The sequence below is a fragment of the Pseudomonas sp. BN515 genome (assembly GCF_029873155.1).
Taxonomy (GTDB): Bacteria; Pseudomonadota; Gammaproteobacteria; order Pseudomonadales; family Pseudomonadaceae; genus Metapseudomonas.
On record NZ_SSOH01000074.1, the window covers coordinates 21,987 to 34,363 of the forward strand.

General features: G+C 66.2%; 13 protein-coding genes. 8 read left to right on the forward strand and 5 right to left on the reverse strand.

What is annotated here, in order from left to right:
- Positions 1-4 precede the first annotated feature (4 nt).
- Genes E8E91_RS20330 through E8E91_RS20350 form a run of 5 tightly spaced genes read left to right on the forward strand, consistent with a single transcriptional unit; the run spans position 5 to position 4,038 of the window.
- On the forward strand, positions 5-565 hold the full coding sequence (locus E8E91_RS20330; RefSeq protein WP_280378265.1) for a GNAT family N-acetyltransferase: 561 nt from the start codon (positions 5-7) through the stop codon (positions 563-565).
- Positions 562-2,166, forward strand: coding sequence for a nitroreductase family protein (locus E8E91_RS20335; RefSeq protein WP_280378267.1), 1,605 nt, complete (start codon positions 562-564; stop codon positions 2,164-2,166). The genes E8E91_RS20330 and E8E91_RS20335 overlap by 4 nt, the downstream gene beginning before the upstream one ends.
- 31 nt (positions 2,167-2,197) lie before the next feature.
- A complete protein-coding gene (gene tesB / locus E8E91_RS20340; protein WP_190826880.1) occupies positions 2,198-3,067 on the forward strand; it encodes an acyl-CoA thioesterase II in 870 nt (289 codons plus the stop codon).
- Complete coding sequence (locus E8E91_RS20345; RefSeq protein WP_280378269.1) at positions 3,064-3,672, forward strand: HAD family hydrolase; 609 nt, start codon at positions 3,064-3,066, stop codon at positions 3,670-3,672. Before tesB ends, E8E91_RS20345 begins: the two co-directional genes overlap by 4 nt.
- A 30-nt stretch (positions 3,673-3,702) precedes the next feature.
- On the forward strand, positions 3,703-4,038 hold the full coding sequence (locus E8E91_RS20350) for an endonuclease domain-containing protein (RefSeq protein ID WP_280378271.1): 336 nt from the start codon (positions 3,703-3,705) through the stop codon (positions 4,036-4,038).
- Between the two features lie 192 nt (positions 4,039-4,230).
- On the opposite strand, the gene E8E91_RS20355 is transcribed toward E8E91_RS20350, so the two are convergent.
- From E8E91_RS20355 to E8E91_RS20365, 3 genes are all read right to left on the reverse strand, one after another.
- On the reverse strand, positions 4,231-5,103 hold the full coding sequence (locus tag E8E91_RS20355; RefSeq protein WP_280366817.1) for a neutral zinc metallopeptidase: 873 nt from the start codon (positions 5,101-5,103) through the stop codon (positions 4,231-4,233).
- Positions 5,104-5,172: 69 nt separating this feature from the next.
- Positions 5,173-6,027 (reverse strand): PhzF family phenazine biosynthesis protein, encoded by an 855-nt coding sequence (locus tag E8E91_RS20360; protein WP_280378273.1) that lies wholly within the window; start codon positions 6,025-6,027, stop codon positions 5,173-5,175.
- 60 nt (positions 6,028-6,087) lie between these two features.
- On the reverse strand, positions 6,088-6,522 hold the full coding sequence (locus E8E91_RS20365) for a DUF411 domain-containing protein (RefSeq protein WP_280378275.1): 435 nt from the start codon (positions 6,520-6,522) through the stop codon (positions 6,088-6,090).
- Positions 6,523-6,661: 139 nt separating this feature from the next.
- Here E8E91_RS20365 and E8E91_RS20370 point away from each other — a divergent pair, with 139 nt between their 5' ends.
- Complete coding sequence (locus E8E91_RS20370; protein WP_280378332.1) at positions 6,662-7,045, forward strand: DUF4345 domain-containing protein; 384 nt, start codon at positions 6,662-6,664, stop codon at positions 7,043-7,045.
- A gap of 111 nt (positions 7,046-7,156) precedes the next feature.
- Positions 7,157-8,875, forward strand: coding sequence for an aryl-sulfate sulfotransferase (locus E8E91_RS20375; protein WP_280378278.1), 1,719 nt, complete (start codon positions 7,157-7,159; stop codon positions 8,873-8,875).
- A gap of 197 nt (positions 8,876-9,072) precedes the next feature.
- Here the strand turns inward: E8E91_RS20375 and trmA are convergent, their stop codons facing one another.
- Positions 9,073-10,167, reverse strand: a complete 1,095-nt coding sequence (gene trmA, locus E8E91_RS20380; protein WP_280378280.1) for a tRNA (uridine(54)-C5)-methyltransferase TrmA — start codon at positions 10,165-10,167, stop codon at positions 9,073-9,075.
- Positions 10,167-11,459: an NCS2 family permease gene (locus E8E91_RS20385; protein WP_280366828.1), complete on the reverse strand. Its 1,293-nt coding sequence runs from the start codon at positions 11,457-11,459 to the stop codon at positions 10,167-10,169. The genes trmA and E8E91_RS20385 overlap by 1 nt, the downstream gene beginning before the upstream one ends.
- 195 nt (positions 11,460-11,654) lie before the next feature.
- Between E8E91_RS20385 and E8E91_RS20390 the strand changes: the two genes are divergently transcribed.
- Positions 11,655-12,221, forward strand: coding sequence for a DJ-1 family glyoxalase III (locus E8E91_RS20390; protein ID WP_280378281.1), 567 nt, complete (start codon positions 11,655-11,657; stop codon positions 12,219-12,221).
- Positions 12,222-12,377 lie beyond the last annotated feature (156 nt).

Sequence of the window (12,377 nt, forward strand, 5' to 3'; positions counted from 1 at the left end):
CCCCGTGCCCCCGATCGAACTGCATACCCCGCGCCTGCACCTGCGTGCCTGGCGCGACGATGACCTGACGGCCTTCGCCGAACTCAATGCCGACCCCGAGGTGATGCGGCACTTCCCCGCCTGCATGAGCCGCGAGCAAAGCGATGCCCTGGCGACCCGAATCCACCAGCACACCCAGCAGTACGGATTCGGTCAGTGGGTGGTCGAGCACCGCGGGGACGGCGGCTTTGTCGGCGTCGTCGGCCTGCAGAACGTGAACTTCGACCAGCACTTCACCCCAGCGGTGGAAATCGGCTGGCGCCTGATGCATCGCTACTGGGGGCAGGGCCTGGCCAGCGAGGCGGCGCAGGCGGCCCTGGCGTTCGGCTTCGAGTCCATGCAGCTGGCGGAGATCGTGGCGTTCACCGTGCCGGGCAACCTGCGTTCCCAGGCGGTGATGACGCGAATCGGGATGCAGCGCGACATGCAGGGCGACTTCGAGCATCCGCTCCTGCCCGAGGGGCATCCATTGCGCCTCCATCTGCTCTACCGCCTGGGCCGCGCCGAATGGGAAGCCTTGCGATGAGCAATGACGTACGTGCCTACCACGAGCTCAGCAAGCACCGCCCGGACCGCTTCGCGCCGGGCCCTGGCCAGCTCGACTGGGCGACCCAGCCGGCGCCCTTCCGCCGCTACGCCGGGGCGCGTGTGCTGGAGTTGTGGCATCGCCCGCTGGAAGAAACGCCGGGCTACGACGCGGTCTTCGCTGCCCCGGTCGGCGCGCCGGCGCCCCTGAACCGCGCGAGCCTGTCGCAACTGCTGTACGACAGCCTGGCCATTTCCGCCTGGAAGGAGTCGGGTGCGAGCCGCTGGGCGCTGCGGGTCAACCCGTCCTCCGGCAACCTGCATCCCACCGAGGCCTACCTGCTGCTGCCGGCGGGCGCAGTGGAGGAGGGCGCCCTGCTGGCCCACTACGCCCCGGACGCCCATGGGCTGGAAATCCGCAGCGAGTTGCCGGCGCCCCTGGCCGAGCAGTTGTCCACAGCGCTGCCGGCGAGTGGCTTCCTGCTGGGGCTCGCCAGCATTCCCTGGCGCGAAGCCTGGAAGTACGGCGAGCGCGCCTACCGCTATTGCCAGCACGACCTGGGTCATGCCCTGGCGGCACTGGCCATCGCCGCCAGTGCCCTGGGCTGGCAGGTGCGGGTGATGGGCGGAGTCGCTGAAGAAACCCTGGATGCCCTGCTGGGGCTGGACCGGCCCGGCTTCGTCGAGCGCGAGTACGCCGATGTGCTGCTGTGGATAGGCCCGGCACAGGAACGGGAGTTCGCCCTTGGCCAGCCGCTGCTGGATGGCCTCGCCGCCCTGGAGCTGCATGGCACACCGAATCGCCTGTCCCGCGAGCAGCGCCACTGGCCCGAACTGGAGCGAGTCCACGAACTCTGCCGGGCTCCGCGCCTGCCGCCGGCCGACTGGCGCGCAGCCGAGGCCCGCGCGGTTGTGGATAACCCCGGACTGCCGTTGCGCCCGCTGCTGCATCGCCGGCGCAGCGCGCAGTCCATGGATGGCCGCAGCGGTATCCAGGCGGACCTGTTGCTGGCCTGGCTGCGCCGCCTGATGCCGGAGAATTCGCCGGTGCCCTTCGCCAGCCTTGGCGATGCGCGGGTCGACCTGCTGCTGTTCGTCCATCGCGTCCAGGGCATGGCGCCGGGCCTCTACTGGCTGGCACGTGGGGCCGCTGCGGAAAGCGAGCTGCCCCAGGGCCTGCGCGAGGATTTCCTTTGGCAGCGGGCCAGCGACGAGCTGCCGCTGTACCGCCTGCTGGAAGGCGATGCCCGTGGCCTGGCGGGCTTTCTGTCCTGCGGCCAGGACATCGCCGCGGACGGCTGCGTTGCGGTGGCCATGCTCGCCCGCTTCGAGGCTGCCCTGGAACGGGGCGCCTGGCTCTACCCGCGGCTTTACTGGGAGTGCGGGCAGATCGGCCAGTTGCTCTACCTGGAAGCCGAGGCCGCCGGGATATCGGGGACCGGCATCGGCTGCTACTTCGACGATTCGGTGCATGAATTGCTGGAAATGGCCGACAGTCGCTGGCAAAGCCTTTACCATTTCACCATTGGCCGCGCGCTGTGGGACGAGCGCCTGACGACGCTGCCGGCCTATCCCGAACTACGAAGACCGCCCCGGCCATGACCGGAGCGGCAGCCTTGCAGAGGAGAACTCCATGACCCAGGTGCTCGATGAGCTGGTCGCGCTGCTGAGCCTCGAATCCATCGAAGAGAACCTGTTCCGTGGCGTCAGCCAGGACCTCGGTTTCCGCCAACTGTTCGGCGGCCAGGTGCTTGGCCAGTCGCTCTCCGCCGCCAGTCAGACGGTCGAGTCCGAGCGCCATGTGCACTCCCTCCACGGTTACTTTCTGCGCCCCGGCGATGCCACCCTGCCGGTGGTCTACTCGGTGGAGCGGGTGCGTGATGGTGGCAGCTTCAGCACCCGCCGCGTCACGGCCATCCAGAAGGGGCAGCAGATCTTCACCTGCAGTGCGTCCTTCCAGCAGGACGAAGAAGGCTTCGAGCATCAGCTGACCATGCCTGAGGTACCGGGGCCGGAGAACCTGCCCAGCGAGCAGGAACTCGCTCGGCAGAATGCGCACCTGCTGTCGGAGCGCATACGCGACAAGCTCCTTTGTGCCAAGCCCATCGAGATTCGCCCGGTCAGCGCGGAAAACCCGTTCGACCCGCGTCCGGGGGAGCCGATCAAGTACGTCTGGTTCCGCGCCGACGGCAGCCTTCCGGACATCCCGGCGATCCACAAGTACATCCTCGCCTACGCCTCGGACTTCGGCCTGCTGACCACGTCCATGCTCCCCCACGGCGTGTCGGTGTGGCAGAAATTCATGCAGGTGGCCAGCCTCGATCATGCCCTGTGGTTCCACCGCGACCTGCGCGCGGATGACTGGTTGCTCTACTCCATGGATAGCCCTTGGGCGGGCAATTCCCGTGGTTTCTCCCGCGGCAGCATCTTCAACCGCGCCGGCCAGCTGGTGGCCTCGGTGGCCCAGGAAGGCCTGACCCGCCTGCGCGAGGATTGGAAGTGACGGTTCCGAACACCGAACTTGGGCGATACCGCCACTGGGTGTTCGACATGGACGGCACCCTGACCATCGCCGTGCATGACTTCGCCGCCATCCGCGTGGCCCTGGACATCCCGCCGGAGGACGACATCCTCCACCACCTCGCCGCCCTGCCCGATGACGAGGCCGCCGCCAAGCACGTCTGGCTGCTGGAGCACGAACGGGAGCTGGCGCTGAACGCCCAGCCCGCTGACGGCGCCATCGAGTTGGTTCGCGAACTGCACCAGCGCGGCTGCCAGCTCGGCATCCTCACCCGCAATGCCCATGAACTGGCCCTGCTGACCCTGGAAGCCATCGGACTGGGCGACTGCTTCGCCACCGCCGACATCCTCGGCCGCGGCGAAGCCCCACCCAAACCCCACCCCGGCGGCCTGCTGCACCTGGCCGGGCGCTGGCAAGTCCCACCCCGCGAACTGGTGATGGTGGGCGACTACCGCTTCGACCTCGACTGCGGGCGCGCCGCAGGGGCGGCAACCGTGCTGGTCAACCTGCCGGAAAACCCCTGGCCGGAACTGGCGGACTGGTTTGCGCGGGATTGTGGGGCGTTGTTGGGGATGGTTGGGGTGTAAGGGGCAGGTGATTGCGAGCAAGGAGGCTCAATGGAACTCAAGAAGTTTGCCAGGGAACTGCGCAGCAACATGACTGATGCTGAGCATCGCCTCTGGTACTACCTGCGTGGACATCGGTTCTTCGGACTCAAGTTCAAACGACAGAAGCCAATGGGTCGCTACATAGTCGACTTCATTTGCCTGGAACAGCGGCTGGTGATTGAACTGGATGGTGGCCAGCATCAGGAACAGGCTGACCGGGATGGCGAACGCGATCGCTGGCTGTCAGAGCAGGGCTATCGGGTATTGCGTTTCTGGAATCATGAGGTGCTGGGGGATACGGACGCCGTGCTTGAGGCGATCGGACGTGCGCTGGGCAAACTCTGACCCTCTCCCCAGCCCTCTCCCACACGTGGGAGAGGGGGCGGTCCGAGTGCGCCATGACTTGGTCGCTCTGATCAGGCTCGCTCCCGGCTGCGTAAGTGGGGCGGTCAGTGCGCGTCATGACCAGATCGCGCCGATCAGGCTCCCTCTCCCGCCTGCGGGAGAGGGCGGGGGGAGAGGGCAGATGACAGTGAGCTAAAGCCTCGCCGTCGAAAACGTATCGCAGCGCCCCACTTCCCCTTTCTCGAACCCCATCTTGAACCAGCGCACCCGCTGCGCCGAGGTTCCGTGGGTGAAGGAGTCAGGCACCACCTGGCCACGGCCCTGGCGCTGCAGGCGGTCGTCGCCGATGGCGTTGGCGGCGTTCAGGGCTTCTTCCAGGTCGCCGGGTTCCAGCCAGTTGAGGCGCTTCTGCGCGTGGTAGGCCCAGACGCCGGCCAGGCAGTCCGCCTGGAGTTCCTGGCGCACCAGCAGGCCGTTGTCGCCTTCCACCCGTTCGCCGCGTTGGCGGGCGGCGTTGACCTTGGCCGAGACGCCCAGCAGGGTCTGCACGTGGTGTCCCACTTCGTGGGCGATCACATAAGCCTGGGCAAAATCGCCGGCGGCCAGGAAGCGGCTGGCCATTTCCTCGAAGAAATCCAGGTCCAGGTAGACCTTGCGATCACCCGGACAGTAGAAGGGGCCGACCGCCGAGGAGGCGAAGCCGCAGGCCGATTGCACGCCGCCGTTGAACAGCACCAGGGTCGGGTCCTGGTATTGGCGACCGGCGGCCTGGAAGATCTCGCGCCAGGTATCCTCGGTGTCGCCGAGGATCGCGCGGACGAACTCGCGCTCCTCCGGGGTGCCTGTCGGCATGGCCGACTGCTGCTGGGGATTGACCGAGGCGTTCTGCTGGGTGATCTGGCCAAGGATCTGCAGCGGGTCCTCGCCCATCAGCAGGGCGACCACCACCACAATCGCGATCCCGCCCAGGCCCAGTCCCTTGCCACCGCCCAGGCGCATGCCGCCGCCACCCATGCCTCCGGCGTCTTCCACATTGTCGCTGCGACGCGCTTTTTGCCAGCGCATGACCGCTCTCCACACAGAATGCGAGTTATTCAGTGTTGACGCTGGTGGCGAGTGTCGCCAGCCCGGTCGTCAGCCCAGCTCGGCCAGGGGCGGCAGCAAGCGAGCGTGGGCCAGGAGCTGGACCTCGCCGCCCACCAGCACATTGCCGGCTGCGGTGACGCATACGTCGAGCCGGCTCGGGCGGCCGAGGAAGCGGCCCTGTGCCAGGGCGAAGGGCTGCTCGGGGCGCTCCAGTTCCTGGGCTACGCGCCAGGCGGCCACCGGTCCTGCGGCACTGCCGGTGGCGATGTCTTCCACCACGCCGAGCGGGTCCCAGGTGCGGCCTTCGCGGGCGTCAACATCCATCAGGAAGACGAAGGCGGCGCCAATGCCTGCCAGGGCATCGTCCAGCAGTTCGCGCTGCTTCGCCGCCGCCAGTCCGGCAGCGGTCACCGGTAGCAGCAGGTAGGGCAGGCCGGTGCTGACCACCTGGGCCGGATAGCGGCGGTCGCGCTCGCTGCCGAAGGCCGCGGCGAAGGTATCGGCGGCGGCATCGTCCAGCACCTGGCCGAACTCCGCAGGCCCCTGGTCCATCTCGGCATAGAAACCCTTGCCGTGGCGGCGGGTAGCGATGTGCACCTGCTTCTCCGGCAATTGCAGCAGCCACTCGGCGTCGGATTTGCCGCCATGCAGCTGATGCAGCAGCGCGGCGGCGCCGAGAATGGGGTGGCCGGCGAAGGGCAGCTCCTCTTCCACCGTGAACACCCGCGCGGAGAACGCATTGTGGGTATCCAGCGGCGCCAGGAAGATCGACTCGAATTGCCGCAGCTCGCGGGTCAGCTCCTGCATGGCGGCGGGGGAAAGGCCGCGGCAATCGGGGAAGACGGCCAGGCCATTGCCGGCCAGGACCCGTTCGGCGAACACATCGACTTGCCAGTATTCCATTTCAGGCTCCAGGGAAATGAAAACGGCCGCACCAGGCGGCCGTTGCGTGAACGCGTGGATTCAGCGTGCAGGATACTCGCTGAGCACGCTCAACTTGCCACCCTGGGCGACGCCGACCACCTGGTAGGCGTCCTGGCGGTCACCCATTTCCATACCGGGGGAGCCGATGGGCATGCCCGGTACGGCGGCGCCCAGCAGGTCGGGACGCTCGCGTAGCTTCAGCACGTCGCTGGCCGGTACGTGTCCCTCGACGAACTTGCCGTCCACCACGCCGGTGTGGCACGAGCCGAGCTGGTAGGGCACGCCGACGCGCATCTTCACCGCGGCCATGTTGGTTTCCTCGTGGTCGCGGACCTGGATGCCGTTGTCCCGCAGGTGGGTGATCCATTCCTTGCAGCAGCCGCAGTTAGGGTCGCGGTAGACGTCCATGGTGATGGGCTCGGCGGCCTGGGCGATGCCGGCGAACAGGGTAGTGAGCAGGAGGAGGGAACGCATGTGGACTCCTTGCGGCCAAGTAGGCCGGAGACAAAGAAAGGGAGCATAGCGCCGCACCGATCCCGTCCCAAGCACAGGTCTGTTTCAGACTGTTCCCGAGCGGCCTATGCTTTTTCTGACCCTCGCGCGAGACTCGCCGATGCTCTTCACCCGCATCCTGCTTGGCCTTCAGGCCCTGATCCTTGCCGTCTTCGGCCTGGCCTACTTCATCCGCCCGGAAGAAATGGCCAGCCTCAGCGGCATGCTCTTGATGGACCCTTCCGCAGTCACCGATGTGCGTGCCTGGTACGGCTGCCTGCCGCTCGGCATCGCCGCGTTCCTCCTGCTCTCGCAACTGCGCCTGCAACTGGCGCGTGCCGCGCTGGACCTGCTGGTGCTGGTCTATGTCGCCCTGGCCCTGGGGCGCATCAGCGGGCTCTGGCTGGACGGCAGCCTGGGGCAGACCTTCAACCTCTATGCGCTGCTGTTCGAGGTGGTGTCGGCAGGACTCGCCTTCGTCGCCCTGCGTAGGCTGGATAACTGATATATCAAAAAGATCTATAAATATTTTTATTTCGAATTTTTAGAAATAAAAAATTGCCTTTATAAGAGCGAGAACAACACCTCATCTCGCCCTGAAAAAGGACTTTTCCCGATGAACGCCAAGACCGAAACCCCTGATCTCCCCGAAGGCGCCTGCATCACCGCCAAGGTGCCGGAGCGCGGCACCGCGCTGCTCGGCGACGTGGTGGTCAACCCCTACAAGCTGGCGCCGCTGACTGCGATCATCCGCGACGGTGGCCAGGCCATCAGCGCCGCCTACGTCCGTGTGCTGGGCAAAGGCGAGCGTGGCGTGGACATCGCCTACGAAGTCTCCGACCGCTCGCTCTGGACCTATGGCGGCATCCCGGTATTCGGCCTCTATCCGGACCACGTCAACCAGGTGGAGGTGACCTACAAGCTGGCTGGCGAGCGCATTCGCGAGCGCTATCAGGTCTACGCCCCGGCGGTGCGCCTGCCGGTTGTGGCCAACCAGACCGCCGCGCTGCCGCTGGTGGAGCCGATCAAGGTGGCGCCCGGCTTCGAGCACCGCCTGTACCTGTTCAATCACCTGCTGGGCGAGATTCCCGGCGGTCGCGCCTTCAAATGGAACGCCCTGGGCGGTGCCGCGGAGTGGGACCAGGTGGGCAACAACTGGATCTCCGACAGCAACGGTGATGTGCGCTGGTACCTGGATATCGAGCAGATCCACGATTCCGGTCGCCGCGACGGCCTGGGCGGCACCATGGGCTTCCAGCAAACCCGCGACGGCAAGCTGATCTGGGGCCAGGGCCAGACCTATTCCAAGTACGACCTGCTGGGTCGCCGCGTGTGGCAGCGCAACCTGCCGGACAAGTTCGCCGACTTCTCCCACGAGATCCGCGAGACCCCCAACGGCACTTACCTGCTGCGGGTCGGCACCAGCGACTACCGCCGCCCCGACGGCAAGCGCGTTCGCTCCATCCGCGACCACATCATCGAGGTAAACGAAGCCGGCGACGTGCTGGACTTCTGGGACCTGAACCAGATTCTCGACCCCTATCGCGGCGAGCTCTTGGAAACCCTCGGCAAGGCCGCGCTTCAGCTACCGGAGGGCGTGCAGAAACAGGACAGCACCGCCGCAAACGAGCTGCTGGAAGGCGACCTGCCGTTCGGCGACACCCCCGGCGTCGGCACTGGCCGCAACTGGGCCCACGTCAACGCCATCGACTACGACGCGAGCGACGACAGCATCATCATTTCCGCCCGCCACCAGGGCGTGGTGAAGATCGGGCGCAACAAGGAAGTGAAATGGATTCTCGCCTCGCCCCAGGGCTGGCCGGAGCGCCTCAAGTCCAAGGTGCTGACTCCGGTGAATGCCAAGGGCGAGGCGCTGAAAGAGGAGGGCGGCCTCTACGCCGAAGGCTTCGACTGGTCCTGGACCCAGCACACCGCCTGGCTCACCGGCAAAGGCACGCTGAGCGTGTTCGACAACGGCTGGGGCCGCAACTTCGCGCCGACCAAGCTGGCCGGCAACTACAGCCGCGCGGTGGAGTACCGCATCGACGAGGCGAAGGGCACCGTCGAGCAGGTCTGGGAATACGGCAAGGAACGCGGGGACGAGTGGTACAGCCCGGTGACTTCGGTCGTCGAATACCGCGCCGACAAGGACACCCAGTTCATCTACTCGGCTTCGGTGGGCTTCCTCACCCCGGAAAAACTCACGACCACCGTGCTCAACGAAGTGAAGTACGGGACCCAGGAGGTACAGGTGGAGCTCAAGGTGAGCAGCCGCCAGCCGGGTAGCGTGGGCTATCGGGCGCTGGTGATCGATCTGGCGCGTGCCTTCTCGTAGGCAAACGCTTTTGTAGGTTGGTGCAGAGCGAAGCGAAGCCCAACGATGCCGGAAACACCGAGCGAGGCTTGGCTACCCTCACCCCAACCCTCTCCCAGAGGGAGAGGGAGCAGGCCGTGCCGGGGCTGAGCTGAGAGTCACCCCTCTCCCCCCGGGAGAGGGGCCGGGGGTGAGGGAGCTCCGGGCAGAGCAGGAACTCAGCGCCGCTCCAACAACACACCCGACTCCATGTGGTGCGTATAGGGGAACTGGTCGAACAGCGCGCAGCGCACCACTTTGTGGGTGTCGCTCAGCTGCTGGATGTTCGCCGCCAGCGTCTCCGGGTTGCAGGAGATGTAGAGGATGCGGTCGAAGCGGCGGGTCAGTTCGCAGGTGTCCGGGTCCATGCCGGCGCGGGGCGGATCGACGAAGACGTTGCCGAACTCGTAGCCCTTGAGGTCGATGCCGGCCAGGCGGCGGAACGGGCGGACCTCGTTCAGCGCCTCGGTCAGCTCCTCGGCGGACAGGCGCACCAGGGTGACGTTATCCACAGCGTTGTCGGCCAGGTTGGCCAGGGCGGCGTTTACCGAGGTCTTGCTGATCTCGGTGGCCAACACCTTGCGCACGCGGGTGGCCAGGGGCAGGGTGAAGTTGCCGTTGCCGCAGTACAGCTCCAGCAGGTCGTCCTGGCGCTCGCCCAGTACATCGAAGGCCCAGCCCAGCATCTTCTGGTTCACCTCGCCGTTGGGCTGGGTGAAGGCACCCTCCGGCTGGCGATAGCGGAACACGCGGCCAGCGACGGTCAGTTCTTCCTCGACATAGTCGCGGCCGATGACGATGCGCTTGCCCTTGGAACGGCCCACCAGGCTCACGCCAAGGTCTGCGGCGAGCTTTGCGGCTTCGGCCTGCCAGGCCTCGTCCAGCGGGCGGTGGTAGCAGAGGGTGATCAGCGCATCGCCGGCCAGGGTGGTGAGGAACTCCACCTGGAACAGCTTGAACGACAGCGCCTGGCTTGCCTGCCAACCCGCCTTGAGGCGCGGCATCAGTTCGTTGATGCGGCGGCTGGCGATGGGGAAGTCCTCGATCAGGATCGGCGTGAACTTGTCGCCGGCCTCGAACATCGCGTAGTGGCGGTTCTCATTGCCAGTCTCGCGCCACAGGCGGAACTCGGCGCGAAGGCGGTAATGCTCGCGGGGGGACTCGAAGACTTCCGGTTCCGGGGCGTCGAAGGGCGCCAGCAGCGCCTTGAGGCGCTGCGTCTTCTCGGTGAGCTGGGCGGCATAGGCCGCCGGATCGAACTGGGGACGACTCATCAGTGGAAGAAACCCATCTTGATAACGAAGAGCACGGCCAGGATCACCAGCGCCGGGCTGAGCTCCTTGTAGCGGCCAGCCAGGGTCTTGATCGCGGCCCAGGCGATGAAGCCGAAGGCGATGCCGTCGGCGATGGAATAGGTGAACGGCATGGCCAGGGCGGTGATCAGTACAGGTGCGGCGGTGGTCAGGTCGTGCCAGTCGATCTCGGCGAGGCCCGAGGCCATCAGGACGGCGACGAAGAACAGCGCCGGCGCGGTGGCGAAGGCTGGCACGCTACCGGCCAGCGGCGAGAGGAACAGGGCCAGCAGGAACAGCACGGCAACCACCAGGGCGGTGAGGCCGGTACGGCCGCCGGCGCTGACGCCCGCAGCGGACTCGATGTAGCTGGTGGTGGTGGAGGTGCCCAGCAGGGAACCGCCCATGGCCGCGGTGGAGTCGGCGATCAGGGCGCGGCCCATCTTCGGCATGTAGCCGTCGGCGCGCATCAGGCCGGCCTTCTTGGCCACGGCGATGAGGGTGCCGGAGTTGTCGAACAGGTCGACGAAGAGGAAGGCGAAGATCACGCTCACCAGGCCGATTTCCAGTGCGCCGGCGATGTCCAGCTGGAGGAAGGTCGGCGCCAGCGACGGCGGCATGGAGAAGATGCCGCCGAACTGGGAAACGCCCAGTGCGATGCCGGCGATGGTCACGGCGAGGATGCCGATCAGCACGGCGCCGGTCACCTTGCGCGCTTCGAGGGCGACGATCAGGAAGAAGCCGAGCACGGCGAGGATCGGCTCCGGCTTGGTCAGGTCACCGACCGTCACCATGGTGACCGGGTGGGCGGCGACGATGCCGGCTTTCTGCAGGGCGATCAGTCCGAGGAACAGGCCGATGCCGGCGGCGATGGCCGAGCGCAGCTCCAGTGGGATGCTGTTGATGATCCACTCGCGGATCTTGAAGATCGACAACAGGAAGAACATGCAGGCGGAGAGGAACACCGCGCCCAGGGCCACCTGCCAGGTGTGCCCCATCTGCAGCACCACGGTGTAGGTGAAGAAGGCGTTCAGGCCCATGCCCGGAGCCAGGGCGATGGGGTAGTTGGCGATCAGCGCCATGACGGTCGAACCGATGGCAGCAGCCAGGCAGGTGGCGACGAACACCGCGCCCTTGTCCATGCCGGTTTCACCGAGGATGGCCGGGTTGACGAAGAGGATGTAGGCCATCGTCAGGAAGGTCGTCAGACCCGCCAGGATCTCGGTACGCACATTGGTGTCGTGCGCCTTGAGTTGGAATAGCTTTTCCAGCATGTGTGAGCTCCCCGTGACGCAGTGCGTCGTTGTCATTCAGCTGGCGAAAATAAAAGCACAAATGCACGGCGCGCGCGGGCGCCATGGACTTTTCTCTGCCAGTCTGGAAAAAGGCGCGCATCATACCAGCTCACCCGGGAGCGGTGAATTTGTGACCGGACGGACAGCTTCGGTTTCCAGGAACAGGAGAACGCCATGCAAACCCAACCCCAACTCCAGGCCCTGATCGCCGTTGCTGAAGGCGTGGAGGACCTGGAGACCGTGACGCTCATCGACGTGCTGCGGCGCGCCGACATCAAGACGGTGGTGGCCAGCATCGAAACCCGCCGCATGATCACCCTGGCCCGTGGCACCCGCCTGACTGCTGACACCATGCTGCTGGACGTGCTGGCCCAGGACTACGACCTGATCGTGCTACCCGGCGGCATGCCCGGTGCACAGCGCCTGGGCGAACATGAACCGCTGGGCGAAAAGGTCCGCGAACAGGCCAAGGCCGGCCGCTTCTTCGCCGCCATCTGCGCATCCCCGGCCATGGCCCTGCAGCCCTTCGGCGTGCTGCGCCAGCGGCGCATGACCTGCTACCCGACCTTCAGCGACCGCCTTTCCGGCTGCACCTTCGTCGACCAGCCGGTGGTAGTGGACGGCAATTGCATCACGGCCCAGGGGCCGGGCAACGCACTGGCCTTCGCCCTGACCCTGGTGGAGCAGCTGTGCGGCAAGGGCAAACGCAATGAAATCGCCAAGGCGATGTTGGTGTCTTGATGGAGGACCCGCAGGCGCTTTTCCTGTAGGGGCGAATTCATTCGCCAAGGGCGGCGCAGCTGCCCCTTTCACCTCACAGGGCAGACCTTCGGCCTGCTTGGCGATTGAAATCGCCCCTACAGCGAATGAATTCGCCCCCACAAGGTTTCTGCCTGT